A 25,806-nucleotide genomic window follows, 5' to 3' on the forward strand; every position below is an offset into this window, starting at 1 on the left:
GAGCAAATGCGTTCCTCTGACGGTTCAATCCATCGGATAGATAGCCAGGGCTGGGCGGAGTGAGCGTCGGGAGAATGCTTCACTATGAGCCGTTGTGACCAGAACAGCTTAAACCAGTGCGACAGAATGGCACAGAATTACGGCCGCCCACACTACATGAAGTCCGCAATCCCCGACTGCTTATTCTTGTCGTTCTCGAACACCGAGTCCAGCGACTGCTCCAGCACCTCTAAGCGCTGTTTCGTGTAGGTTCGGCAGTCGAAGTCGTCGGCGACGTCGATGGCCGTCTGCATGTACTTGTTCACCGACCCCTTGTGGACGGTGAGGTTCACTCGGCCGCCACACTCCCGGCAGTCACCGGTCAGGGGCATCCGGCGGTACTTCTCGCCGCAGTCGAGACAGCGCGTCTCCTGTCGGCTGAAGGCACGAAGGTTCCCGATGAGGTCCGGCAGGAAGTGCCCCTCGATGATGCGCTCTGCCACGTCTGTCTCGTCGACGGAGCGGAGTTTCCGCGAGAGGAGCAACTGGGCGTCCATCTTGTCCTGCATCGACCCGAGCGTCTTGTACGCCGAGAGGTCCGGCCCGAGGTGGATGTTCGTCGTGTCGTGGGTGTGCGCGAACTCAGTGTACTCACGGTCGGTGCCGAGCGTCTCCTCGGCTATCTTCATGATGTCCTCTACGTCGTCGGGGTCGGCCATCTCGCGGGTCGCCTCGTAGAACTCGCGCGGATACTCCCACATGATGTCCATGTTGTGGGCCTCGTCGTCGATTTCGGACGGGTCGATGCGCGAGGACATGACGAGCGGCGCGTCCATCTTCCCCCCACGCTTGTCGGGGAGGAACTGCTTGCTGAAGTTGAGCAGGCCGTCTAAGAGGAGCATGACGCAATCTTCGTCGCCGTCGCACTGACCGGTGAAAAGGTCGTTTGCCACCAGTGAATGGGTGTCTGCAACGGTCAGGCAATAGGTATGCTTGACTTCTGCATCGGTGTACTCAACGCTTGTTACTTCGTCAAGCATCACATCACCACCATCACCGAATAGACGTTGTGAGCGTACTTCGATACTGTCGAGAGCGGTTTCGAGCGAGTCGCGCTTCCGGTCGAGATGGAATCCAATACGCTCTGCGAACCGAACTGCGTTCTCAGACGTGATTTTGAGGACTTCCGTGTCGAAAATTGGGGAGTCGTCGTAAAACTCTGAAACAACACCCGAGTCGACGGTCCGTGTCTCTGTATATCGTTTTGCCGAGATTCCGAACCGTTTCAGCATTGCGACTAAATCCTCAGCAAGGTCGTCACTGACGGTGTGTGCCCTGATGTCTGCTCGGTCGCTGGAGGTAGAGCCGTCACCACTGAAGTAGCCGCTAAGGAACTCCCTTGCGACCTGCTTCGGTGAAGAGACGATACACGAGGGTATTGACTTGGTCTCCGCCCTACTGCCTGCTTGCAGAATTTCCTCGAAGACGACAGCCACGATTCGATTCGACACGGTGACCTTCCACTCGTTCTCTTCGAAGGCTTCGACACCAATCTCCTGCTCGAAGGTTTCGATTATTTGCTCTCGGGGCTGTGAGTCCGGGATACAGATGGTCGTCTGGTAGTATGAACCAGTTTCACGCCGGGAGAATCCTTCGGCAGCGTAGTATCCCAATAGGAGGCCCATCTCGTCTGTAACCGTGAGATTCCGGTCAACGGAGGTCGAGTCACGCCGGACTCCGAGGGACACGTTGTCTGGAATTCGTTCGACGAGAGTATCCTCTTCAACCAGTTTCGAGAGAACAGAGACAGGAATGCTGTCTCTCGAAACCCAATTGTAGACTGTCGACTGGCTCACCTCTAACGCCTCAGCAGTCGCCTTACAGTACCCTTCTCCTTCTGTAAATTCATCTAGAATCTGTTTCAGGTCTGTCTCCCCGATCCCGCGGATGACGAGGTCGTCATTCGGTATCGAGTCGAGGGAGATGAGTTCTTCCAGAAGGTCAAATTTCTGTGTTCTACCCTCATATTCCACTGTCTTGGGCATCGGGAGAGAGTCTCCTTCGGATACTGAACCTGCCCGAACACTCTCGACACCGTCTGACCAGCGTTTCATCTCGTGGTCTGGCGTCACTTCGATTTCTCGCCCGCTTCGAGTTTCTATCCGGACGAAGCGGTCCTGTGCCCGATGCTTCGAAACCGCTTCGACGGGCTTCCTGACGACATCCCCATTTTCGTCGACGCTCGGCACAAGGACCTCGCCGTCGAGTTCCTGCACGAGCGTCCCGAAGTCGTCCTCGTCGGCGGTCTCCGCATCGAGTCGGTCCTCCACGAACGACCGAACCTCGTCGTAGTGCGTCTCACCGTGTTCGTCCTCGAACCAGATTTTCGTCTCCGGGTGGAAGCAGTTGCGCCGTTTCGCCGCGTGGAAGTACGGATGCGCATACCCGACGGCCGCACTCGTAAAGCCGACCACACGCCCGACCGTCGCAGCGGAGGTGTGCGGGGCCATCCCGAAGACGAGTTCCCCGATCAGTTCCTCGCGCTCGTCCATCCCGTAGAACGGTTCGAGACCGTAGTAGGATTCGAGCAGGTCGTCGACGAAGTCGGCCGTCTTGAGCATGTGTTCGGCCGCGCCGTCGGAGAGGACGATGTCCTGCACTTTGAGTTCGACCAGCTGGTCGTCGTGGCGGAGGGGTTCGCCGTGGACGTCTTCCTCGTAGCCGAGGCCGCGGAACTGGTCGGCGGTGGCGTCGAGTTCGACCGGCCGGACGGCCGTGACGGGCAGGTCGGTCATGTCGTAGCGGACCGTGCCGTCTTTGAACGAACTCACGTCGTGTTTCGAGCGGAGGACGCCCTTGGCCATGGGTTCGGGCGTCTTGTTCGTCGAGGTGAGTCCTTTGACGCCCTTGAGAATGGGGAAGGAGTTCTCGCGCTCGCCGACTTCCTCCATGGCGTCCCAGTACTCCGCTTTCACGTCGATTTCGTGCCAGTCGACGCTGGTGCCGTCCATCTCACAGCGGTCGCAGTAGACGCGGCCACCATCGTCGGGTTCGAGTTCGGACTCACAGTCGGGACAGAAGTAGTACGGTTCGGTACGGGAGTCGCACTCGGGACAGAGCGTTTTGTAGGTGTGTTCGCCACACTGGCCGCACTCGCGGTCACCGACGCGGACCTCGATTTCGCCGGGCGTCGAGCGCATGTCGGGCGCGAACTTGGCCGCCTCGGCGACCGAGCGCTGGCTGCCGCCGGCTTCACCGACGGGAAACAGGGTGTGGACCGCGGGCGAGAGGTCACGGGATTCGGACTTCTCCGGGCGGCCCATCCGGGTACCGATGCGAGTCGGTGCGCGTTCTTGAATCTCGAACGGCGCAACCTCGTTCACGGCTTTGACCGAGTTGTCGCCGTCGTCCCACTGACGGGCCGCCTGAGAGAGGTCGTCGAGTGCCCAATCGCGGTCGAGGTCGCGGTCGAGGCCGAGACTCAGGACGAACGGAGCCCAGTCGTCGAGGAGGAGTTCGTCTTCTGTCTGGGTGTGCTGGACGAGCAGTCGTTCGAGGATTTTGTCGACGTCTCCGCGGCGAGAGACGTGCAGCGTGTCTTCGTCGTCGACGTGGCTGTCGGCGACCGCGGCGGCGAGTTCGTCGAACTGCTCGACCGAGATGTCGTGCCAAAGGTGGGTGTACTTCGGGTGGAGCGGCGCGTCGTACGCATCGGTCCAGTCGAGTGCTTCCGCCGCGCTCGGGTCGGCGAGATCGACGTGGGGCGAGTCGCGGAGGGCCTGCACGTTACAGCCCGCGGCATCGAGGTCCTGTCGCCACCACTCGACGGTGTAGGAGGCCGGCACGAGCGGGTGGTTGTTCTCGACGAACTCGCCGAAATTGACCAGATACTCGCCGGCGTCGAGAATCGCGACGACGCCGTTTCTGACCTCTTTCGCCTCTTCGGGGTCATCGATGCGGCGCACGTCGCCGTTCGCGAGTTTGACCGTCGGACCATCGATGGAGTCGACTGGGACCACACCGGCTGCCTTCCCCGGGCGTTCGGTCTTTATCTGGGTGCCGGTCGCGAGGAAGTCGTCGACGAGATGCATCGTCGCGGGGTGAACACCCGCGGTTGCGAAGCCGTGGTTGCGCGAGCGACCGTACCGAAGTCGGAAGCCGCCCTCGCTACAGGGATGGCCGAACACCGGCCGACCGGCGATGAGGTCGCGCAGGTACTTCGCGGCGGGGTCCGCCCGGGGCGGGCCGTCTGGTTCGGCGGGTTCCGGGTCGGCTTCGTCCGCGCTGCCGTCGTCTTCGGCGGCTTCGGCGTCGCCGTCTTCGCCATCGGCTGCATCTCCCTCGGCGTCGCCGCCGTCGTCGCCTTTGTCGTAGTACGTCCCGTCGATGAGGTCCTGGAGCCACGGCCAGTCGACCTCGTCCAGATTCTTCGTGTAGCGCTGAATCTTCGGGGCCTTGAGCGCGATACCCTCCGCGAGGACGAGACACATCCCACCACGGGCGGAGTTCGTGTCCACCCGTTCGAGGTCCCGATAGCCGGAGACCTCCTCGTCGCCGGTCGCCTCGCCGTCGAGCATGATGGGCATGTGCTTGGCGATGAACTTCGTCTCCTTGTCCTTCGGCGAGTACTGGAGACCGGTCTCTTTGTCGTAGAGGCCGACCTCTTCGGCGTAGCGCTCTATCTCCTCGGTTCTGGCTTTGAACTCGTCGATGTCGAGCAGGGCACGGGCGTAGTCGGCGACGAGGACGGAGAGTGCCTGTGCGGTCCCACCGGCCGAGCGAATCGGCCCGGCGTAGTAGACGTTGACGAACTCGGTGCCGTCGTCGTTCTGGAGCAGTTCGACACGGTCGATTCCCTCGATTGGGGCCGCGACGACCCCCTCAGTCAGGAGTGCGACTGCGGTACGAACCGCGCCTTCGACCTTCCCTTCGCGGCTCTCGTAATCACCGACGTCGCCTTCGACGAAGTCCGTGACGAGTGCGAGTGCAGCCTCTTCACGGCTCATTTCGCCTTCGAGTTCGCGAACTCGCTCGGCGACGCCCTCGATGCCGAGGATGTTCTCGACGCGGTCAGCCATGTCCCGCGCCGTCGGAATCTCGACTTCGGGCTCGGGGTCGCCCCCGCGTGCTTTCGCCGTCTCCGCCACTTCGAACGCCTCGTCGAGCCGGGACTCGATGCGCTCGAAGTAGCGCTCGTCTACCTCACGCATCTACAACCAGAGGTCGAGGTCGGTCGTCTCGTCGTGTTCGCGGACGAGCGGTTCCTCGAACTCGCGGACGTACAGTTCGCCGGCCCAGACGGTCGCCGCATCGAGGTGTCCAGCGAGCGCCTGCCCACTCGGTCGCGAGAGAACGGCGTGGGTGTGCGCGAACGGCTCCCCGTTCAGGTCGGAGACGTTGCCGACGCAGGCGGCCACTTCGAGCGGTTCGTCGAAAGCCGCCGCGTCGTACTCCTGTCGGTCCTGGTCGTAGAACCAGACGTCCGCGTCCTGAACCGCGCCGAGGCCGGTGAACCACGCGGCGTCCATCTCCTCCTCCGTGGCCAGTTCCTCGGTCTGCGCGCGCCAGTCGCGGCCCGTTTCGAGCCGGACGACGAACTCGCGCGCCGTCGAGACTTCCCGGTAGTGCATACCCACGTCGAGGGTCGTTGAGGGGAAAAAAGTAGTGTCCTGCGGTGACCGAGAGCGAGGCCGCGCGCCACGGTCGAGAAGTGTACGCCGAAAGGAAGACTGCCGAAGACGATTTCGAGAAAATACAACTCGTTGTCAGAATCTCACGGTCCGATTGCCCGATGTCGTCACTCGGAAACAGGTCGCCGAGAGAATCGAGTAGTGTGACGTTACCGCCAGCTCGGGAGGTTGGGTGCGTCCTCCGCTCGCATCGAGAGCCAGGCGCCGTCGGCTGTAATGTCCGCGATTACGTACTCCTTCGCGGACCCGCCGTCGTCGACAGACGCTACCACGTCGTGGTCGTCGGGGAACTCCGTCGGACCTGACTCGGATGCTGCCATATGTTCCACTGTCTCATGGTCAACCATAAACTCATCGACTCGACAGCGAGGTTTCCTTCGAAACTGATACAAGCATGACGTACGGTGGCACTGGCCAGTCTCCATGTACACTCGCATGTAGGTAATTGTTACCGTGTATCTCGGCCGTAGTCCGCGAACTTATTATTTACATTCCACGCGCATACTTAGTCCTTTGGGTATGTAAAACAGTTACAGACCATAACGGTAATTTTAACCATACCCTCTCCAAAGGGGTGCGTGGGATGACAGACAATACCAGCATTGACCGTCGTCGCTTCCTGCAAGCGACTGGCGGCGCAGCATCTGCAGTGGCAGTCGCGGGTTGCCTCGGTGGCGGCGACGGCGAGGGTACGGAAGACCCGACCGAGACCGGCACGGACATGGAATCGGCGACAGAGAAGACGGACCCGCCGGAAGAGGGTCGCGAGCTGTCCGACAAAACGTTCCAGCTCATCAACGCGACGATGAGTACGCTCGACCCCATCAAGGCGACGGACACGGCCTCTGGTACGGTTATCCAGCAGATTTTCGACGCCCTGATGAACTACCCGAACGGTGAGGTCGAAGTCGAGCCGCTCCTCGCAGCGGACTTCGAAGTCTCCGACGACTACAAGACGTACACCTTCAACCTGAAGGAGGGCGCCAAATACCACAACGGCGACACCGTCACGGCGTCTGACGTCGTGTACTCCTTCGAGCGTCTCGCAGCCTCCGAGAACTCCCGGCGTACGTACTTCATCCTCGCTTACGCGATGAACATCGCACACGAGACGGACGACGAGGGCAGCTACGTCCCCGGTTCGCTCGACATCGAGGCCGTCGACGAGACGACCCTCGAGTTCACGCTCGCGAAGCCGTTCGCCTCGACGATGGAAATGCTCGCGTACACCTCGTTCTCCGTGATTCCGGAGGGCATCGTGGGCGACGTCGGCGACTACGACGGCGAGATGGAATACAAGGAGTTCTCCACGCAGAACCCCATCGGTGCTGGTCCGTTCAAGTTCGGGAAGTGGGAGACCAACACGGAAGCCGAAGTCACGCGCTTCGAAGACTACCACGGTCCCGTCCCGTTCATCGCAGGTGTCCACTGGCAGGTTATTCCTGACCCGGACGCCGCGTACAACTACGGACAGAACAAGAACTCCGACCTGGCCTCGATGCCGACCTCGAAGTACGACCCCAACCTGGTCCAGATCGAGTCCACGGACGACAAAGGTCGCAAGATCGGTAAGTACGGTCCGATGCGGAACGGTACGACCGCGAACTACCTCCAGTACGCGACGATCAACACGTACTACATCGGTCTGAACGCGAAGAACGTCGAGACCCCGGCCCGGAAGGCCATCGCCTACGCGATGGACCAGAAGGAAGGTGTCGACCAGGTCTTCAAGGGACGCGGCCAGGCCGCGTACCACCTCACGCCGCCGGGTATCTACCCGGGTCAGGCCCCTGAGTACACGAAGCACGCCGAGGAGAACTACCCGTACGGGTACAACGAGACCCGCCTCGACGACGCACGCCAGGTCATGGAAGACGCTGGCTACGGCCCGGACAACAAGTACGAAGTCACGTTCACGACCTACCAGTCCGACACGTGGCAGGGCCTCGGCAAGATCCTTCGTGACAAGCTCACGAACGCCCACATCAACATGAAGCTCGAGGAGGCTCCCTTCTCGACGCTCCTCAACCGTGGTCGCCAGGGTAACCTCGGCGCCTACTCGCTGGGGTGGATCATGGACTGGCCCGCAGCAGACAACTTCCTCGGCCAGATGGTGCCGGAACTCACCGACACGAGCCAGGAAGGCGGTGCACAGGGCTTCTACCTGGACTGGGACGACGCAGAGAGCGGTGCAGCCCAGGAAGCGTCCGACGCATGGAGCACCATCCAGAACAACCCCGAGCCGACCGACGCTTCGCTCCAGAAGCGTAACGAGGCGTACGTCAAGATGGAGGAGGCCAACTGGGAGGACATGGTCCTCCTGCCCGCCTACCACAGCGTCGCAGAGCGCTTCGCGTACCCGTGGGTCGACATGCCGCGTACGGGTGCCGGTGGCGGCAGTCGTATGAAGTTCAACAACGTCAAGATCAACGAACGTAGCTAAGCGAACGGATTCGGTTCCGTTTTTTCGTTTTTCGGGCCGGTAGCGCCGGCTATAACGTCAATTCGTGTGAGAGAGGAACGCAAGACATAACCATGGCTGCAAAATACACTATCAGTAGAACAATGGTGATGGAAGTGGATCACCGGAGGAATCTGACATGAGTAGATGGGGGTACTTCGCCCGTCGTTTGCTCTTGGCGATTCCAGTGGTACTTTTCGGCGTGACGATTACGTTCATGGTCATCAGACTGGGTCCGCTCGACCCTGTAGCGGCGATTCTGGGACCACAGACGCCACCGTCACAGTACGAAGCAATCGAGGCACAGCTCGGATTAGATCGGCCGCTCTGGGAACAGTATATCGACTACATGACTGGATTGCTGATGTTCGACCTCGGCAACTCCTACGTCATTCAGGACCAGACGAAAGCGATGACGCTCATCGTCCAGCACGCGCCGCGTACGCTGTGGCTCGGCTTCTGGTCGGTGCTGATTCCGCTCTTCATCGGGATTCCGCTCGGTTTCTACGCCGGGCTGAACCCGAACACGCTCAGTGACTACTTCGCCTCCTTCGGCGGTATCGTCTGGCGTGCAATGCCGAACTTCTGGCTCGCGGTCATCCTCCTGTCGGTCCTCAGCCAGTCTGTTCGGTACTCGGAGATGCTGACGTTCGGACTGGTCTCGTTCGAGTGGAAGACGTTCTTACAGACGACACCAGTCTCGACGCCGCCGCCGCTCACGTTCTACGACCCAGACGGGACGACGACCATCGCCCTGTTCGGGACGAAACTGTTCGACTTCCCGCTGTTCGGTTTCAATACGGACACCTTCATGGCCGCCGTGAAGATGGTCCTGCCGCCGGCGATCGTCCTCGGTTCGTCCTCGATGGGTAACGAGATGCGTCTCGGTCGGACTGCGGTGCTTGAGACGATCAACTCCAACTACGTCGAGACGGCCCGCGCGAAGGGCCTGTCGCAGCGAAAAATCGTGTGGAAGCACGTGTTCCGGAACGCGCTGATTCCGCTGGTACCCATCATCCTGAACGAGGCGTTCCTGCTCATCGGCGGCTCGGTCATTCTGGAACAGATTTTCAGTATCAACGGGCTGGGCTACCTGTTCTTCCAGGCAGCCATCCAGGGCGACATGCCACTGGTCGGCTCGTTGATGTACATCTTCATCCTCATCATCGTGTTCATGAACATCCTCCAGGACTTCATGTACACAATCATCGACCCACGTGTGGGGTACGAATAACATGAGTCAACAAGAGAACGCGACACTACGCGAACGAATCCTCGCACATCCCGAGCCTGCCCTCATCTGGCTCGCTGGTGCACTCGTACTGCTCGCCTTCGAGTTCGGTGCGTTCATGAAGACGCTCGTACTCTTCGGTGACCAGATCAACCCGATCGTCAACGGCAGTGGCGAAATCGGTGGCTGGTACGTCGACACGATGTTCGACACGTTCGGAACCGCTGGCGGCGTCGTGATGTCTGCTATCGGGGGCCTCATCATCCTCGGTATCCTCACGGTGTTCGTCAAGGCGATTTTCATCCCGTTCAACATCGTCGAGCGACTCGGCCTGCAGGATCTGCCCATCTCGGTGGACTTGCTGGAACGAGTCATCATCGCCCTCGGTCTCATCGTCATCTGGGCGATCCTCATCTGGGAGCCCCTCGGCATGCTGTTGCCCGCGCTCCCGCTCATCGGTGAACCGTCCATCGCACAGATGATACACGGCGTCGCACAGACCGCAGAGAACGCCGCGACGGCGCTCGCGAACCTGTTCCCGACGCTCCTCTCGCGTGATTTCATCCCGAACGCTGGCTTCAAACCGCCGGCCAGCGCCACGGGCGAGTACCCGACCGGACTGCTCGGTCCGTACCACGGTACCTTCCTCGGACTCGCACCGGCGTTCGCGTGGGCAATCCGCGTCATCGCGGTCTACGCCTACGCCTTCGCGTGGCTGGCGTGGTGCTGGTTCGGCTACAAGACGTTCCGTCGGCACTACCGCTTCGCCGACTGGACGCCGCGTGACGACATGGTCGACCGACTCCGCGACCACCGCTGGGGGCAGTTCGGCTTCGTCATCGTGTTCATGTTCTTCGTGCTGGCGCTGTTCGCACCCGCGCTCGGCCCGGTCACGACGCAAGAGAACATCTACGACCCGTACAGCCACTCGTTCGAGTACAACAACGACGGCACGGTCACGGAGATCAGCCACGGGTCGGCCAACATCGACAGCGTCTCGCAGGGTAATCCGGACCGCAACGTCGGTCCGATGAGCTACGACGAATACGGCAGATTCCATCCGTTAGGGACCTTGACCACAGGGAAAGACCTGGCGACGTTCATGGCAGACGGGGCCCGTGTGTCGCTGTTCATCGGCCTCGTCTCCATCTTACTCGGTGGATTCATCGCGACTGCTCTGGCGATGGTGACGGCGTACTACAAGGGTCTCGCTGACCTGCTCGTCGTCATCACCAGTGACTCGATTCAGGCGTTACCGGGGCTGGTCATCTACATCCTGCTCTCGGTCGTCTTCGGGGACCACCCGATATCGAACGTCTACAACGGCGGACTGCTGTTGGCGCTCATCTTCGCGGCCACTGGTTGGCCGGGGCTGTGGCGCGCCATCCGTGGTCCGGCGTTCCAGATCTCCGAACAGGAGTGGATCGACGCGGCCAAGTCCTACGGTCAGCGTCCCACGACTACCATGAAGAAACACATGCTCCCGTACGTCGCGGGCTACCTGCTCGTCTACGGTTCGCTCACGCTCGGTGGCATCATCATCAGTGTCGCTGCACTGTCGTTCCTCGGTCTCGGTGTGACCGCACCGACGCCCGAGTGGGGCCGCGCAGTCAACGCCGGTCGTGGCCACGTGACGACCGTGTCGTGGCACATCTCGACCATCCCGGGTATCATGGTGACGTTCGTCGTCCTCGGCTTCAACGCGTTCGGTGACGGCGTTCGTGACGCCATCGACCCACAGTCCGGCGGGGCCAGTGCTGACGAGGCCGCTGCCGCAGGAGGTGGTGGATGATGTCGGTCCAGAAACAGCGCGAGGAGCCCATGCTCCGCATCAAGAACCTCCAGACTTCGTTCTTCACGGACAAGGAGGTCATCCGCGCCGTCGACGGCATCAGCTACGACATCCGCGAGGGTGAGACGGTCGGCATCGTCGGCGAGTCCGGGTCGGGCAAGTCGGTGACGGCTCGCTCCATCATGGGACTCGTCGAGAACCCCGGCAAGACGCTGCAGGGGAGCTCCATCCAGTTCCGCGACCCCGAGACGGTCGAACGGTTCGCCAACACGTACAAAGGCAAGACCGTCGACCTGCAGAAGCTGAACGCAGAGCACGACCTCGCGACGGTCGTCGAGGACGCGATGGACCAGTACGGTGCCCGTCCGTCCGAGCTCACGCAGCACGAGAAGTACGCGAACCTCCCGCCCGAGCGCGCCGACCCGGCCCAGATGGTCGCGGACGGTGCGGTCGGCTGGGACGACCTCATCGCGTCGGGCTACGCAGACGACCTGAACCTCGTCAAGAAGAGTGACTACATCTTCGTCGAGGACGGCTCGACCGATGGGAGTAACATCCGCGTGAACCGTGGCTACGTCGACGTGACACGCGCCGACGAGCGCGGTCTGCGCCGGCTCCGTGGCGGCAACATCGCCATGGTGTTCCAGGACCCACTCACCTCGCTGAACCCGGTGTACACCGTCGGGAACCAGATCAAGGAGGCACTCAGCCTCCACCAGGGTCTCCGCGGCGCGGAAGCGACACAGGAAGCCGTCGATCTGCTCGAAGCAGTCGGCATCCCGGACGCTCGTCGCCGTGTCGACGAGTATCCCCACCAGTTCTCCGGTGGGATGCGCCAGCGTGCCGTCATCGCGATGGCACTGGCGTGTGACCCCGAGTTGCTCATCTGTGACGAGCCGACGACCGCACTCGACGTGACTATCCAGGCCCAGATTCTGGAACTCCTCGAAGAGTTGCAGGACGAACGCGGCCTCTCCATCATGTTCATCACCCACGACATGGGTGTCATCGCAGACGTTGCAGACCGCGTGAACGTGATGTACGCGGGTGAGATCGTCGAGTCTGCACCAGTCGAAGAACTGTTCGGGACGCCCAAGCACCCCTACACGCAGGGGCTGCTCGCGTCCATCCCGGGCCGCCAGCAGGGCGACCGCCTCGTCACCATCGAAGGCGACGTGCCGACGCCGAACGAAGATCCGACGTACTGTCGGTTCGCTCCTCGGTGTCCGGAGGCCTTCGACGAGTGCCAGGCCGTCCATCCCGAATCGGTCCCGGTGAACGAGCACTCGAAAGACCACACTGCGGCGTGTCTCCTCTACCCGGAGGACGCCCCGCAGACAGAAGCAATCGAACTTCACAAGGCCAAAGGGGGGAGTAACGAATGAGTAAGCAAGCGATGTCGCAGGTACAGAAGAGCCAGCAGTCAGAGCCCATGATCGAGATCCGGAATCTCAAGACGTACTATCCGGGCGGTGGGCTCATCAACAACCAGCCGGTGAAAGCAGTCGACGGTGTCACCTTCGACATAATGAAAGGCGAGACGCTCGGTCTCGTCGGCGAGTCCGGGTGTGGGAAGTCCACGCTCGGCCGGACGCTCGTCCAGCTCGAAGACGCGACCGACGGTGTAAGCCGCTTCCAGAAGACGGAAGTCGTCGAGCGGATGGCGAACACGTACGGTCGACGAACCGTCATGCTGGCGGAGATTTACGAGAACAACGACGCGACGCAGCTGGTGACCAAGCTGTTCGCCGAAGGTGTCCCGCCGAAGAAGCTGACGCGACAACCCGGCTACGAGAACGTCGGGCCGAACGACATCGACGCCGCAGACTTCGTCGCACAGACGAACCTGACGGTCAAAGACGTCGTCGACCAGGGCTTCGGTGCCCAGCTCGGCCTCTTCGACGAGAAGAACTTCGTCTTCGTCGAGCAGGGGCAGGTCAGTGGCGGGGAGTACTCCGTCCAGGAGGGCTACATCGACGTGACGGCCGCCCCCGGCCGCGCGCTCAAGCAGCTCCGTGGCCGTCAGCTCGGTATCGTGTTCCAGGACCCCGAGTCGAGCCTCAACGACCGGATGACCGTCGGTGAGATCATCCGAGAGCCGCTCGACGTGCACGGCGAAGGAACGCCGCAGGAACGACGCCAGCGTGTCCGTGAACTGCTGGAGACAGTCGGTCTGCGTCCCGAACACTACTACCGGTACCCGCACCAGTTCTCCGGTGGACAGCGCCAACGTATCGGTATCGCCCGGTCGCTCGCACTGGAACCGGACTTCCTCGTCCTCGACGAGCCGGTGTCGGCACTGGACGTGTCCGTGCAGGCGAAGATTCTGAACCTGCTCGAAGACCTCCAGAAAGAGTTCGGGCTGACCTATCTGTTCATCGCGCACGACCTCTCGGTCGTCCGGCACATCTGTGACCGCGTCGCCGTGATGTACCTCGGAAACATGATGGAGATCGGGCCGACGGCCGGCCTGTTCGACAACCCCGGGAACCCGTACACACACTCGCTGCTGTCGGCGATTCCGGAGCCGGACCCGACCTCGACGAAAGACCGCATCACGCTGCGTGGGACACCGCCGAGTCCGCGTGACCCGCCGGTCGGCTGTCCGTTCAGCACGCGCTGTCCGGTGAAGATTCGCCCCGACGAGTTCCAGCACGTCGACGACGAAGTCTGGCAACGCGTCGAAATCTTCCGCGAAGTCGTCCGCGAACGGACGCGTGCGGACCGCTCGCTGACGGACTGGGCGAAAGAACGCCTCGGGCAGGCCACACGCTTCTCCGACATCACGGATATCACGGACGAACTGTTCGGCGACGTGGACGTGCCGAGCGAAATCGCCGAACACCTCCGCGAGGCGTCGAGTCTCGTCGAGAAGGGTCACGAGAACAAGGCCCGACAGTACCTGTTCGAGCAGTTCGGAAGCATCTGTGACCGAGAGCAGCCCGAACACCACGTCGTGACGGAGGACGGGCGGACCAGTCTCTGTCACCGACACATGGACGAGTACGACGAACCGGCGACTGCGTTCCGCGAGATTCAGTAACTACCGATGATGGGCGACCAATCGCACGACAGCAGCCGTGTCGGGCTGCTCGGCCGCAAGGCGCTCGATGCCGTCGTGTACGGTGTCGCGATGGTCGCTCTCGTCACGATTCCGTCTGCGTTTCTCGAACTCTCCGGACGGGGGAGTCTGTACACGACCAAACACGTGTTGTTCTGGCTCGGCTTCGCACTGCTGGCGTACGCTTCGTTCCAGTTACGACCGGACGCGCCGTACCACAGCGACGACGAGTCACGGACGTTCACGTCGGGAAACGAGGGGACGAAGAAGCGGTCTGAGACGACCGTCGGCGGCCGGAAAGAGACGAGACTGGAGAAAGTCGTGGCGTGGCTGCCGCCGCTGCGGTGGTATCCGCTCGCGGTCGATGACCGTTTCTCGGTTCACGCGAAGATGGTACTCGGGTCGGTCCTCATGCTCGTGCTGTCGATGCTGATGGAGTTCGTCTTCGGTATCGCGCAGCCGGGAACGCGCGGTGCGGCCGCCGCAGTCACCGCCGTCGCCCTCTTCTGAGGTCAGCAGCAGGGAGACACCCTTATCAGACTCCGTGTCTTGTGTGCGGATATATGCCAGACGTACCTGATTCAGAGGACGACATCAGCTACGCGGACCGAATCGCGAACAACGCGGAAGTCCTCAAGACCGCCTGGGGACAGGCGCTCGAAGACATGGACGCCATGGCCGAAGCTCGCGAAGCAGACGGCTGGGAGACTGCGAAAGTGATGGCCGGAGACACCGCCCCGCGAGGTCGGAACTCCGGCGACGACGACGACAACCGGTTCGGCCTCGTCTTCGTCGCCCCGTCGAACATGGGCGAGGATTTCTCAGCCGCTTTCGAGGGGAAGGCGTTCCCGCAGTACGAGGTGTACCGTCGCGAGATGGACGGCAACGTCTTCCTCGTCGTCGAGTACATCGACCCCGATTCGGAGACGGCGATCTTCGTCGCCGGTCAGTACGAACTGCGCCACGCCGCTGGGATGGTCCACTCCGCCGAAGAGGCAGGCGAGTTCTACACGTACGTGCAGAAGCTCTCGGGTGACATCCTGGGCGTGTTCAAGCACGATTCCCACGAGAAGTTCGTCCCGCACGCAGAGCGTATCGACGACTGGACGCCCGAGGTGCCGGGGCCGGGCGACGTCGAGCAGAACTGAGAGAGTCGTTTTTCGTTTCTGTCGTGGCAGAACCGAGTGAGTCAGTGTCGACGAGTAGCGACACTCAGACGGTCAAGACTGGGCGGTCGCCCAACCTGACGACGCGGTCGGCGACGCTGCCGATGTGCGTCCGATGCGTCTGGCCCTGATAGCCCATCACGATGAGGTCGGCGTCGACGGCGTCGGCGTAGGTGAGAATCTCGTCGTGCGGCAGTCCGTGACAGAGTCGACTCTCGTAGTCCAGGTCGCGCTCGGCGGAACGCCTCGACAGGTCGTTGAGTAGCCCTGCGCCCCAGTCTTCGAGGTCGTCGATGACGAGTTCGGTACTGGAGAGCGCCGGTTCGTCGTAGACGCTGGTGTCGACGACGAACAGGCCGTGGACGTCAGAGCCATAGCGTCCGGCGAGGTCGAGTGCGTACTCGGCCGCCCGTTCAGCGCCCTCGCTGCCGTCGGTCGGGACGAGGATACGACGGTACATACACCAAGTAGGCAACGAGAGGAGATAACGAGGGCGGCGGTCTGACAGGGCGACGACGCGAGCGAGCGGCAGGTCGGTCGTTCAGGCGCGGAACTGGCGACCGAGGTCGTAGTGGAGCAACAGCGCGGCCACAGCGACTCCCACGAGCAACAGCGGGAGCGCGGGGTCGACAGCGTTCGAACTGACGACGGCAGCGAGAGCCGGAACGACGCCGACGGCGGCGAGACGACGGCGCAGGTCGGGCAAGAGGAACGCGCGAAGCAGTTGGACGACGGTGAGGCCACCGAGGAGACTGAGCGTCACTTGTGCGCCGGCAGGGAAGCCGGAGACGCCCACGTGTTGCCACGCGAGCACGTAGCCGAGGGCGATGCCGAGTGAGACCGTCATCGCCGTGAGGAACGAGAGCGCGACCTGTGTGGGGTCGTCGGTGGAGGCGGTGGGCTGCATACTCGGTGAGACGCACGATAGGGAGGTAAAAGCGCGCCAAGCTAAAATATCCATTTTAGGCGTTTCACCCCGTCGAGACAGAAGATTTGGTGAGGGACGAGTTCAGGTAAACCGGCCCGTCTCCGTCCCACACTCGACACAGGTCGTCACGACGGCGTCGCGCTCGTCCGTGAGTGCGATGTCCTGTGGCGTACGCTCGCCGCACTCGGAACACGCACGAACCATGTGCAACTCGCCGGCTTCCTGCGGTGCGCCGATAGCGAGGAGGGTCACGCGCTCGTCGCCCTCGTTGGTGCCGAGCTGTGACTCGCCGGGTCCGAACCGGACGACTTCGCCCGCCTCGACGGTCACATCGCCGTCTTCGGTCTCGAACGTCACGGTGCCGGTCTGGACGTAGAACACCTCTTCCTGTGCGCCGTGGCTGTGGTAGCCGAAGCCGAGGCTATCGCCGGGCGCGAGTTCGAAGTAGTTGAGCGCGAGGTCGGTCGCACCGAGTGCGTCGGTCAGCGGGCGCTTGACCGCGGCCGGTCCCATGCGCGAGTTCACGTCGTCGACTGTGACCTTCTTCATGGCGCAACCGACGCACGGGGTGGGCAAAAAGCCGGGCGACGACCAGCCGAACACCGTTTGGCGCGCGTAGACGAGCGTGTAGTGAGAGAGGCGACGCAGTTGCCTCGGAACGACCGCGAGGACGCGCGAGGGATGACGAGTGAGCCGAACGGAGTGAGGTGAGTGAGGAGTCGGATGGGGAGGCTGTGGATGCGGTGCTGTGCAGGTGCGGTCATGTACTGTCGGCAGTCGTGAGTTGCTTCTCGAACCGAACAACCGACGAGAACCAAACAACCGAGGGGAACCGAAGCCGCAAGCCACCACTGTCCGTCGATTCGCCACAACAGGCCGGGTGCTTTATCGACCCGTACACGGAAGTACCACGTATGGCGATAGACCCGAACTTCCACGAGAACCGTGAAGTCGTCGACGACCACGAGGGCCACAGCGTCTGGGGGCCCGTCGAAGAACCAGACAAGCTCGGTATTCACGGCACGCACGTCGCCGTCGACTTCGACATCTGTCTGGCCGACGGTGCCTGCCTCGAAGACTGCCCGGTCGACGTGTTCGAGTGGGTCGACACGCCCGGCCACCCCGAGAGTGAAATCAAGGCCGACCCCGCACGCGAAGCGCAGTGCATCGACTGCATGCTTTGCGTCGACGTCTGCCCGGTCGACGCCATCGACGTGGACGGCAGCCGGTCGGCCTGACACATCAATTTCGACACAAGAGTTTTACCCTATCAGTGGGAATCTGACAGGTGCACATGCGACTACCTGCCCTCCAGCGAGCAGCAGTGCTCGCAGCAGTTCTGGTCGCCGTCGCTGCGATTCCCGCAGCAGCGATGGCACCAGGCATGACGTTCGATAAGGACGTCTACGAGACGAACAGCGACGAGAGCGTCACGATGACGCTCCAGTTGAACGACTCCGAGACCGGCACGGTCACGCTCGGTTCGGAAGACGCCGGCTACCAGATGAACGTGACCGTCATGGACAACACCAGTGACGGGACGGTCGAGATGACCGTCTACGCCCAGCGTCTCGGCATCAGCGCGCCGAAGAATGCCGTCGAAGTGGCCGGGAACGACACCCTGGTCTCGGCCAGCAACGAGACGCTCGGCGACCGCATCGACGCTGGCGAGTACCAGCTCAGCGCGTCCGTGAACGGCACCGAGACCGACGTGGCGACGCTCTCCATCATGGAGGCGAACACGACCACGACGACGCCCGCCACGACGAGCGACCCGCCAGAGACGACGACGCAGCCAACGGACGAGGGCGTTGACACGACCACGACGACCGCCGACGAGAGCGGCGGTGACGACGGCGGCGACAGTGGCGGTTCGCCCGGCTTCGGTGTCGGCGTCGCCCTCGTAGCACTCGTCGCGGCGGCACTGCTGGCCGTGCGAGAGAACTAATCGGTAGAAACGAGTCGGGTCAACCGACTACTGGGGACTACTGCGGCCGGCTTACGTCCGGTCCACGTCCACTCGTTCTTTGAGCTGTTTCAGTTCGTCAGCGTCTGCGAGTTCTTCGAGTCGCTCGCGAAAATGCTCTTCACACAGCCCGACCCGCAGGCCGTCGCTCTCGGCGGCGAAGGCGGCCTCGTGGTCGCAGTAGTGGCACTTCATGCGTATCCCTTGGGCCTCCAAGGAGTTTAAGACTACGTTAGCGGATGGCTGCACGGACTGGCTCGTACTGCTCGGCCGTCAGGCCAGCGAGTCCGAGTCGGTCGTCGTGCGCGTCGCTGCCGCCCGTTTCGAGCAGGTCGTACTCGGCGACGGCGGCGGCGACGGGCGAGGTGTCGACCTCGCGCCCGTAGTCGTAGTAGCGCTCGACGGCCGGCAAGTCGGCACAGAGCGAGAGCGCGGCTGCTGGGTCGGGATAGCGAAGCGGGTGCGCGAGCGAGACGAGTCCGCAGGCCGAACGGAGAACCTCGACGCCGGTCTCGAACGAAGGTACGTCGCGTGCGACGAAGCACGGGCCGTCGTTGCCGATGAGTTCGTCGAACGTCTCGGTGTAGTCGTAGTCGGTGTCCGGGTGGTCGGCGACGGCCCGGGCGATGTGCGGGCGACCGAGGCCTTCGCGGGCTTCGAGGCCGAGGTCGACGCCGAGGCGGTCCTCGACCGCGTCGATGATTGCCTGGCCGCGCTGCTTGCGGTTCGTCTGGATGCGTTCGGTCAGCGCGGTGAGTTCGTCGGTCTCGCGAACGCCGTAGCCGAGAACGTCGACGCGCATGTCGCCCGTGTCGACGCGGAGTTCGATGCCGTGGATGACGGTGATACCGTCGCGTTCAGTGACCGGTGCGGCCAGTTCGGGGTTCGTCCGGTCGTGGTCGGTGATGGCCACGACCGAAACACCTGCCCGGTTGGCCGCCTGTGGCACCTCGTCGAGCGTCATCTCGCCGTCCGAGTTCGTCGTGTGGACGTGGAGGTCTGCGTACACCATACAGGCCGTTTCGTGGGGGGTGACGAAACGGCGTCGACTGCATGATTTATCACGATTAATTAATCAAAGGTGTTGGGTAGAGCACCAAGGTGATTATGGGCTACGTTTATCATTATCGTTCACGCAGTTTCTGGTATGTTCCGTAACGGAACGGGCGACCGCATCGAATCCGCGAGCTACCCGATGACGACCGACGAACTCCGCGCAGAACTCGGCGACGCAAAACTCGAACTCTGTGAGGGCACAGAGACCGTCGAGCAGGTACTCGACCGCCTCCAGAACGACGAGACCTTCGAGACGGCAGAAGACGTGCGATTCACGCTGTACGGCGGCGTCTCGGAGCGCGCAATCGGTCGAAAGGGGTACACGGACCGCGACCCGACGCCGACCGGGAGTCGGTACGCCCCCGATACCGTCTCGTTCTGAGCACTGCACGGGAGACCGTTTTCCGGCCGACTGTTACACGATAGCTGTGGCTCTGGCAGTTCGAACGTAGCAAGGCAGCAGGACTTCCTCGTGCAGGGCGTCACTCAGCCCGACAGATCGTCGCTCAGACCCAATTGATGACGCTGTCTAAGTCCAGCGGCACGTCACCCTTCGTGTACCCCTCGACGTAGCCGTGGGGGCGCACACGGTAGACGACCGCCGGCCTGTGCCGGACGTCCGGTTGCTCGTCCCTGACGGTGTGCCACTGGTCGTCGAGGAAGCTCGAACAGTCGACGAACAGGACGACACCGCCGGCGTGCGCCGACAGCTGTCCCTGCGTCTTCACCTGTGCGGTGTCACGGACCGCCGCGACGGGCGAGTCCGCGCTACGGCGTGACGGCGGCCGCGGGCGGGTGACCTCGACGAGGGTGCTCGTCCCGTCGGGACGGGTCGCCCGGTAGTCGAGGAAGTGACCCGTCTTCACCTCGATTTCGGGCGTGACGCCATAGCCAGCGTCGGCGAGCAGTTTGGCCGCGACGAACTCCGAGATTGCCGAACTCATCCGGGTCTCGTCGACGTACTCCGACGTGCCGAGTTTGCCCGCCATCTCGTGACGGTAGTCGTCGAGTGTCCCGGGACGGAGGACGGCTTCGAGGTACGAAAGCGCCGCGCCGGGGTTGGCGTCGGGGAAGCCACAGGCGTAGTCGTAGAGGAACTCACGGGTACTCTCCCGGCCGTCTTTCGACATCAGCACGGGGAGGAAGTACCACGCGATGTGCGGATACTCGGCGAGCCAGGGGGCCTCCTCCAGCAGGTCGGCAAGCAGTTCACGCTGCGCCCAGCGAGACACCGAGTACGGCATCGCCTCCCAGTCGTGTTTGTCGGTCCGCCAGAGGGAACTCGGCGTCTCGGTGTTACCGAGCCAGTACGCCTCGTCGTCGGTCCAGCAAAAGAGCGCGACGTCGCCGTTGTCCATGTCGAACCGGACCGCCTCCCATCCGTTCGGTGGCTGATAGTGCGGGCTGCCCATCTCAGCCCCGATATTCTCGTCGAGCGACGAGAGCAGTTGCTGGCGGATACGTTGGTCGTTCCACCGTTCGGGCGAGCGACGGAATCGGAGGGGTCGTGCCACAGCAACGATACTGCAGGCCAGTGGTAAACCCCCTTCGGGTCGGCGGCGGCGTCGCACATCCGATAGAGGCCCCCTGACTTCGATAATCAACCGTGCACTGGTTTGTACAATTAGGTTCCGAACCTACAATTTATCACCGGACAGAGCCGCCAGTACCCAACGATTCGGTAAATCACACCACAAACGACAGAAGACGGCAAAAACCACCGATACATTGATGTACACCAACTCCAATTGTGGTGATGGATAGCATGTCAATGGGTGCCTATGACGACGACGAACACGAGCGACGCGAACGGAAGGCCGCGCAGGTGGACGCGGACTTCGACGACGAGCGAACCCTCTATCACGGGAAGGTAGAATACGACTCCGGTGACTCGGCGGAAGCGTTGCTCGACCAGTTCAAGAAAATAAAAGACGACTGACGGCTGGCGGCTACTGCGAGGACCCTCGCAGACTCAATCCTACGGACAGCGCCGTCGCACATGTGACGGCCACGACGTGCGCGATGAGCACTGCGGCCAGCACTGGCCGGTGCCAGACGAACGGGACGAGCACCAGCTGAACCACGGCGAAGCCGAGGTTGAGCAGGTCCGTCTTGGCGAACGCCCGGGCCGTCTCGGGCGGGAAGTCGTACACCCACGCCCGCCAGATGGCGGTGACGGCTGCCCACCACCCTGTACCGATACGGTAGGCTACGTCCCACAGGATGAGCAGCATCAAGTACATCGCCAGCACCGGTGGCTCCGCGCCGAAGAGGTCCGTCAGGATGGGACTCGACGCACGCTCCAGGTCGAAGACGAACAGGTGCGTTATGAGCGCGATGAACGCGAGGACACCGAGGACGACCTCGACGCCAGAGCCGAACAGCAGTCGTCGATAGTTCTCGGGTGCTGGCAGCCCTCGAATCCCGTCACCGAGACGGAGCATCAGGACGCTTCCGACCGCCGCGACGACGACGGCTGCAGTGCCTGGCCACACTGCGTCCCAGAGGTCGTAGTACCACGCCAGCGCGACGACTGCGACCTCGAAGACGGCGATCTGGATGGCGACGGCGGTTCGCTCGGTGATATCGACCCCCGGTAACGCCCCGACGATGCTCTCGTACACCCACGTCTCGCCGAACTCCTCGCTCATCGACGAACCTCCGTGGGTTGGGGACTCGAAGCTGCCGCTTCTGCGGCGACCGCGTGCTCGACCGCCGTCTCGAACGGCGTCAGCTCGACCGGGACGACCTCGGTGATGCGGTCGTCCGAACAGACGACCGGATTCCGCAACCCTTCGATGAGCGGGCGGGCCACGCTCTTCGGGACGCTCGTGACGATGGTGACCCAGTACGACGAGAGTTCGGGCGAGAGGACCGGGACCGGGACGACCCGAAGACGCTGGTGCATCACCCGCGCCGTCGTCTGCAGCATCTCCTGATAGGTCAGCACGTCCGGGCCACCGATTTCGTACGTCTTACCGGTCGTCTCGGGCGCGTCGAGGACACCGACGAGGTAGGCGACCACGTCGTCGATGGCGATTGGCTGACAGGGCGTGCGCACCCAGCGCGGCGTCACCATCACGGGGAGCTTCTCGACGAGTTGGCGAATCATCTCGAAACTGGCGCTGCCAGGCCCGACGATGATGGCTGCCCGCAGGATAGTCAAGTCGTAGTCGCCGCCCGCGAGGACGTGTTCGACTTCGCGACGCGACCGCAGATGCTCGGACAGTTGGTCGCGCTCCTCACCGAGACCTCCGAGGTAGATGACTCGGGAGACCCCCGCCGCCGAGGCGGCCTCCTCGAAGTGGCGCGCCGCGAGCCGGTCACGCTCTTCGAAGTCGGGGCCGGAGTGCATCGAGTGGACGAGGTAGTATGCCGCGTCACACCCCTCGAACGCGGGTGGGAGCGACTCGTAGTCGAGCAGGTCTCCGACGACGACTTCGGCCTCGTCGGGACCCTCGTACCGACTCGCATCGCGGACGAGCGCGACTACCTCGTGGCCGGCATCGACGAGCGCCGGGACGAGGTTGCCCCCGACGAAACCGGTCGCCCCAGTGACGAGAACTCGCATGTGTTACCAGAGACCACGATACGCTATAACGATGGCCCCGACTAGTGCCGGATTTCCGCTGGCGACGTGCACCCCGACAACCGGCATGGCGCGCGCTGGTGAGCGTGCTTCGCGCCTTGCGCGCGAAGCCGCGAGGCGTAGCCGCGCGAGGGACGAGTGGAGCGAGGAAACCGAGCGAAACGAGGAGGTTGGGGAGGACGAGGTGCGGTGCTGTGCGGTGGCGGTCATGTGCCGTCGTGATTCGTGAACTGTTTCTCGAAACTTCTGCCGGCAGCAACTACCGAACAGTCAACAACTGAACTCAACCACAGAACCAGCGAGTACAAACTCCGGTTATTCAGTCGATAGTGTCCCAGCCGGGCGTTTCGGGCGCACCACGGTCCTCCTCGACCGACTCAGCGCACACCGAATCGGGCGCGTGACTCCCGAGTTCCCCAGCCTGCGATTCCCAGTCGTCGATGACCGCGCCAGCCCACGACTCGGCGTCGAGGATCAGTTCGCGATAGCGCTCGTAGTGTGATTCGCTGCGCTCGGTCGTGCCCGGGGCCGACGCCGCCGCAGTCGCCACGAGTTCCGTACAGTCCGCGCGGGTCAGGCCCCGAGTGACCGCGCGTTCGACCACGCCCGAGAGCGCGTCTGGTTCGGGGTGAACGAACACCTTCTCGCCGACGGCCTGCGGCCCGAGCAAGAGCCCCGAGACGCCCTCGGGCGGCGTGTCGTCGACGAGTCGCTCGCCCTCGTACTCTGCCTCGACGCGCTCGCACTCGGTCTCGCGGTCGAGCAAGAGGTTGTGACCGGGGTACTCCGCGCACTCCTGGGGGTAGAGGTCGGTGTCGTGGATGCGACACTGGAGCGTCGTCGGGTCGAGGAAGACGCACCCCCGGAGCCAGCGTTCGCCGTCGATACCGAACGGTGCGAGCGGTTTCGGCGGCTTTCGCAGGCCGACGAAGAAGGCGGGTTTCTCGCCGACGGCGGCGACGTGGTGACCGTCGATTTCGACGCCTTCGTCTTCGGGGGCGAACCAGAGCCGCGGCACCAGTACGTCGCCGAAACCGGCGTCGCAGAACGCGCGGACCTTCCCGCGGGTGAGCGGGACGAGGTTGTAGGTGTCGTCGATGGGCCGGTGGGGACCACGGCGCTCGTGGTCGTGCGAGGCTGGCTGGTCCGAGATGGGACGCCAGTCGATGCAACAGCCCGCACAGCCCTCGCAGTTCACCTGCATGGCTTCGAACTACACGCGGGAGTGGCAAAACAGTGGGCCATGAAGCGTAGCGGGCCGAGAGACAGGCCGGGTACTACTCGAACTCGGGTGGTGCGAGTGACCGAAGGTGTGGCCGGTCGTGGAGGTCGGATTTGTTGAGCAGTTCGCTGAAGAAGTCCGCGTCGACGAGGTCGAACTCGGATTCGATGGCGTCGAGCCACGCCGCGAGGTTTCGCCGGTTCTTCGCGCCGATTTTCGTGTCTTCGAACCACAGGTCGGTTTCCGTCCGAATCCAGAGCCGGAAGATCGTTTTCGGGTCTGTTCGAGCGCGTTCGGCGTCTGGGCGCTTCCCAAAAGACACCTCAATCTCGACCGGGGGATGTGAAGTCGGCCCGCTTGGCTCGTGTCCCGACCTGTTGGCACACTGGCGTTCGTGGCCCGGACCTATCCAGTACTCACCCCCAGTGAGGATGAACTTCGTCTCTGGTAGAGGGAGCGTAATGGTCCCGACGAACCGGTGCTCCGTGTCGTTCACCTCGACCGATTCGAGTGCGTTCGTAAGCGCCACAATTCGGCGTTCGACGGCTACCGCTTGCCGACACACACGGCTGGTATCGTGTTTCAGTTCGACGATGTCTTCCACAGGATAGTTCTGTGGATAGACCCGCACCGAGAACTCAGCGACTCCGGGCGTGAGAAAGCCGTCGATAGGCTCAAACAGTCGTTCGCACACGTCGACAAGTTCGGACGGTTCCTCGGAGATGGATGTCGATTCCGCAGGAAGTTCGAATACCCACATACTCGGGTAGAGGTCCGTGCGCATAGAGACGAAATCGAAGTTCGGTTTCATCGGCGACTGGTCAGTCGGACGAGGCCAGCGATAGTAGAACCTGTGGGCGGAACAATGAAACAGTCCACCACGCTACAGCGAGCACCGAACCGTTCTGTACAGTTTGCTACTTGCCACGTCGTGCTCGTCGCGCCAGCGCGGCACCCCAATTTCGAGACCAAGATTTCGAACCGCCGCGTGACGGTCGTCTGACGGGTGTCGCACGGTCGATTTCGATTATTTAAGTAATAGTCAATAGAACTACCGATTTCACCGAAGGTATTACGTAGATGTCCAATAACGAGGTCACATGGTAGCGACACGACCCCGGATGGTGGCTCCCTTGTTCAACAGGGAAGCGGTGGTCAGTTTCGCGCTACTTCTGTCCTTAGTGGGCCTGGCGCGATTGACGACGGTGCAAGTACTACAGCTACCGGCGGATTTGCTCATGGCAGGGTGGGGCCTGTTCGAGCAAGTGCTGCCGGTCGTCGAACAGACGGCGATGACGGTGTCGATGCTGTTCGTGGGCTATCTGTACGTACTGGCTGTCGTCCTCGCGTGGATGGTGCGACGGGCGGGACAGAAGGACTAACCGGGCGCGACGCCTCGGGACGGGCGTGAGCAAGGACCCTTGCGACGGGTGTGGGACACCCGTCCGAATCAGCGGTGGCATCAGTGACCTCTGGACGTTCAGCAGCGACACGGAGGGCGCTGGCGGCATGACGCTGGAGTTCGACAGCGACGGCTCCGAACACTTCCTCTGTTTCGACTGTATCGACAGACTACCGGACGACCCGACGGCCGCCGACGTGGCCGCGCTCGCGGACGGCCAAGACGACCGACAGTAACGACACCGCCACCAGCATCCTCGACGA

At 62.6% G+C, this 25,806-nt stretch carries 26 protein-coding genes; 13 read left to right on the forward strand and 13 right to left on the reverse strand.

The genetic code is table 11. The features are described 5' to 3' along the window. Nucleotides 1–152 precede the first annotated feature (152 nt). From polC to ACSC1P_RS09465, 3 genes are all read right to left on the reverse strand, one after another. Nucleotides 153–5,189, reverse strand: coding sequence for a DNA polymerase II large subunit (gene polC / locus ACSC1P_RS09455; RefSeq protein WP_435359897.1), 5,037 nt, complete (start codon nucleotides 5,187–5,189; stop codon nucleotides 153–155). Beyond that, nucleotides 5,190–5,609 (reverse strand): PPC domain-containing DNA-binding protein, encoded by a 420-nt coding sequence (locus ACSC1P_RS09460; RefSeq protein WP_435359898.1) that lies wholly within the window; start codon nucleotides 5,607–5,609, stop codon nucleotides 5,190–5,192. A 209-nt stretch (nucleotides 5,610–5,818) separates the two neighbouring features. Further along, nucleotides 5,819–5,989, reverse strand: coding sequence for a DUF7556 family protein (locus tag ACSC1P_RS09465; RefSeq protein WP_435359899.1), 171 nt, complete (start codon nucleotides 5,987–5,989; stop codon nucleotides 5,819–5,821). A 263-nt stretch (nucleotides 5,990–6,252) separates the two neighbouring features. Between ACSC1P_RS09465 and ACSC1P_RS09470 the strand changes: the two genes are divergently transcribed. The 7 genes from ACSC1P_RS09470 to ACSC1P_RS09500 all read left to right on the forward strand — a co-directional run bounded on the left by ACSC1P_RS09470 (nucleotide 6,253) and on the right by ACSC1P_RS09500 (nucleotide 15,362). Continuing rightward, nucleotides 6,253–8,112: an ABC transporter substrate-binding protein gene (locus tag ACSC1P_RS09470; RefSeq protein WP_435359900.1), complete on the forward strand. Its 1,860-nt coding sequence runs from the start codon at nucleotides 6,253–6,255 to the stop codon at nucleotides 8,110–8,112. Nucleotides 8,113–8,269: 157 nt separating this feature from the next. Further along, the gene (locus tag ACSC1P_RS09475; protein WP_435359901.1) at nucleotides 8,270–9,364 is read left to right on the forward strand and encodes an ABC transporter permease; all 1,095 of its coding nucleotides are present in this window, start codon (nucleotides 8,270–8,272) and stop codon (nucleotides 9,362–9,364) included. Between the two features lies 1 nt (nucleotide 9,365). Beyond that, entirely contained in the window at nucleotides 9,366–11,153 is a 1,788-nt protein-coding gene (locus ACSC1P_RS09480; protein WP_435359902.1) for an ABC transporter permease, read from the forward strand. After that, on the forward strand, nucleotides 11,150–12,538 hold the full coding sequence (locus ACSC1P_RS09485; RefSeq protein WP_435359903.1) for an ABC transporter ATP-binding protein: 1,389 nt from the start codon (nucleotides 11,150–11,152) through the stop codon (nucleotides 12,536–12,538). The genes ACSC1P_RS09480 and ACSC1P_RS09485 overlap by 4 nt, the downstream gene beginning before the upstream one ends. After that, nucleotides 12,535–14,196, forward strand: coding sequence for an ABC transporter ATP-binding protein (locus tag ACSC1P_RS09490; protein ID WP_435359904.1), 1,662 nt, complete (start codon nucleotides 12,535–12,537; stop codon nucleotides 14,194–14,196). The genes ACSC1P_RS09485 and ACSC1P_RS09490 overlap by 4 nt, the downstream gene beginning before the upstream one ends. A gap of 6 nt (nucleotides 14,197–14,202) precedes the next feature. Further along, complete coding sequence (locus ACSC1P_RS09495) at nucleotides 14,203–14,724, forward strand: DUF7555 family protein (protein ID WP_435359905.1); 522 nt, start codon at nucleotides 14,203–14,205, stop codon at nucleotides 14,722–14,724. Nucleotides 14,725–14,777: 53 nt separating this feature from the next. Continuing rightward, nucleotides 14,778–15,362, forward strand: a complete 585-nt coding sequence (locus ACSC1P_RS09500; RefSeq protein WP_435359906.1) for a DUF7529 family protein — start codon at nucleotides 14,778–14,780, stop codon at nucleotides 15,360–15,362. Nucleotides 15,363–15,426: 64 nt separating this feature from the next. Here the strand turns inward: ACSC1P_RS09500 and ACSC1P_RS09505 are convergent, their stop codons facing one another. From ACSC1P_RS09505 to ACSC1P_RS09515, 3 genes are all read right to left on the reverse strand, one after another. Beyond that, on the reverse strand, nucleotides 15,427–15,840 hold the full coding sequence (locus ACSC1P_RS09505; protein ID WP_435359907.1) for a universal stress protein: 414 nt from the start codon (nucleotides 15,838–15,840) through the stop codon (nucleotides 15,427–15,429). Between the two features lie 81 nt (nucleotides 15,841–15,921). Then, on the reverse strand, nucleotides 15,922–16,287 hold the full coding sequence (locus tag ACSC1P_RS09510) for a hypothetical protein (protein ID WP_435359908.1): 366 nt from the start codon (nucleotides 16,285–16,287) through the stop codon (nucleotides 15,922–15,924). Nucleotides 16,288–16,389: 102 nt separating this feature from the next. Then, nucleotides 16,390–16,857, reverse strand: coding sequence for a cupin domain-containing protein (locus ACSC1P_RS09515; protein ID WP_435359909.1), 468 nt, complete (start codon nucleotides 16,855–16,857; stop codon nucleotides 16,390–16,392). 365 nt (nucleotides 16,858–17,222) lie between these two features. Between ACSC1P_RS09515 and ACSC1P_RS09520 the strand changes: the two genes are divergently transcribed. Both ACSC1P_RS09520 and ACSC1P_RS09525 read left to right on the forward strand, forming a co-directional pair. After that, nucleotides 17,223–17,546 (forward strand): 4Fe-4S dicluster domain-containing protein, encoded by a 324-nt coding sequence (locus ACSC1P_RS09520; RefSeq protein ID WP_435359910.1) that lies wholly within the window; start codon nucleotides 17,223–17,225, stop codon nucleotides 17,544–17,546. A gap of 56 nt (nucleotides 17,547–17,602) precedes the next feature. Beyond that, on the forward strand, nucleotides 17,603–18,256 hold the full coding sequence (locus ACSC1P_RS09525) for a DUF7827 domain-containing protein (protein ID WP_435359911.1): 654 nt from the start codon (nucleotides 17,603–17,605) through the stop codon (nucleotides 18,254–18,256). 51 nt (nucleotides 18,257–18,307) lie between these two features. Here the strand turns inward: ACSC1P_RS09525 and ACSC1P_RS09530 are convergent, their stop codons facing one another. Then, entirely contained in the window at nucleotides 18,308–18,469 is a 162-nt protein-coding gene (locus tag ACSC1P_RS09530) for a DUF6757 family protein (protein ID WP_435359912.1), read from the reverse strand. Nucleotides 18,470–18,506: 37 nt separating this feature from the next. Next, nucleotides 18,507–19,286, reverse strand: a complete 780-nt coding sequence (locus ACSC1P_RS09535; protein ID WP_435359913.1) for a PHP domain-containing protein — start codon at nucleotides 19,284–19,286, stop codon at nucleotides 18,507–18,509. A 135-nt stretch (nucleotides 19,287–19,421) separates the two neighbouring features. On the opposite strand from ACSC1P_RS09535, the gene ACSC1P_RS09540 reads away from it, so the two are divergent. Further along, the gene (locus tag ACSC1P_RS09540) at nucleotides 19,422–19,712 is read left to right on the forward strand and encodes a DUF5789 family protein (RefSeq protein ID WP_435359914.1); all 291 of its coding nucleotides are present in this window, start codon (nucleotides 19,422–19,424) and stop codon (nucleotides 19,710–19,712) included. A gap of 124 nt (nucleotides 19,713–19,836) precedes the next feature. Here the strand turns inward: ACSC1P_RS09540 and ACSC1P_RS09545 are convergent, their stop codons facing one another. After that, nucleotides 19,837–20,844 carry a DUF5784 family protein gene (locus ACSC1P_RS09545; RefSeq protein ID WP_435359915.1) on the reverse strand — a complete coding sequence of 336 codons (1,008 nt, stop codon included), beginning with the start codon at nucleotides 20,842–20,844 and terminating at the stop codon, nucleotides 19,837–19,839. 251 nt (nucleotides 20,845–21,095) lie between these two features. Between ACSC1P_RS09545 and ACSC1P_RS09550 the strand changes: the two genes are divergently transcribed. Next, the gene (locus ACSC1P_RS09550; protein WP_435360271.1) at nucleotides 21,096–21,269 is read left to right on the forward strand and encodes a DUF5786 family protein; all 174 of its coding nucleotides are present in this window, start codon (nucleotides 21,096–21,098) and stop codon (nucleotides 21,267–21,269) included. Nucleotides 21,270–21,279: 10 nt separating this feature from the next. Here ACSC1P_RS09550 and ACSC1P_RS09555 read toward each other — a convergent pair whose 3' ends face one another. The 4 genes from ACSC1P_RS09555 to ACSC1P_RS09570 form a co-directional block, all read right to left on the reverse strand. Then, entirely contained in the window at nucleotides 21,280–21,981 is a 702-nt protein-coding gene (locus tag ACSC1P_RS09555) for a DUF7530 family protein (protein ID WP_435359916.1), read from the reverse strand. Beyond that, on the reverse strand, nucleotides 21,978–22,901 hold the full coding sequence (locus tag ACSC1P_RS09560; protein ID WP_435359917.1) for an NAD(P)H-binding protein: 924 nt from the start codon (nucleotides 22,899–22,901) through the stop codon (nucleotides 21,978–21,980). The genes ACSC1P_RS09555 and ACSC1P_RS09560 overlap by 4 nt, the downstream gene beginning before the upstream one ends. Before the next feature lie 337 nt (nucleotides 22,902–23,238). Further along, nucleotides 23,239–24,123 carry a YkgJ family cysteine cluster protein gene (locus tag ACSC1P_RS09565; RefSeq protein WP_435359918.1) on the reverse strand — a complete coding sequence of 295 codons (885 nt, stop codon included), beginning with the start codon at nucleotides 24,121–24,123 and terminating at the stop codon, nucleotides 23,239–23,241. A 73-nt stretch (nucleotides 24,124–24,196) separates the two neighbouring features. Next, entirely contained in the window at nucleotides 24,197–24,901 is a 705-nt protein-coding gene (locus tag ACSC1P_RS09570; RefSeq protein WP_435359919.1) for a hypothetical protein, read from the reverse strand. Nucleotides 24,902–25,379: 478 nt separating this feature from the next. Here ACSC1P_RS09570 and ACSC1P_RS09575 point away from each other — a divergent pair, with 478 nt between their 5' ends. Together ACSC1P_RS09575 and ACSC1P_RS09580 are read left to right on the forward strand one after the other, a co-directional pair. After that, on the forward strand, nucleotides 25,380–25,523 hold the full coding sequence (locus tag ACSC1P_RS09575) for a hypothetical protein (protein WP_435359920.1): 144 nt from the start codon (nucleotides 25,380–25,382) through the stop codon (nucleotides 25,521–25,523). Between the two features lie 25 nt (nucleotides 25,524–25,548). Further along, nucleotides 25,549–25,779, forward strand: coding sequence for a DUF7561 family protein (locus ACSC1P_RS09580; protein WP_435359921.1), 231 nt, complete (start codon nucleotides 25,549–25,551; stop codon nucleotides 25,777–25,779). The last annotated feature ends 27 nt before the right edge of the window (nucleotides 25,780–25,806 follow it).

It is taken from the genome of Haloarchaeobius caseinilyticus (genome assembly GCF_051207395.1).
In the GTDB taxonomy this organism is placed as follows: Archaea; Halobacteriota; Halobacteria; order Halobacteriales; family Natrialbaceae; genus Haloarchaeobius.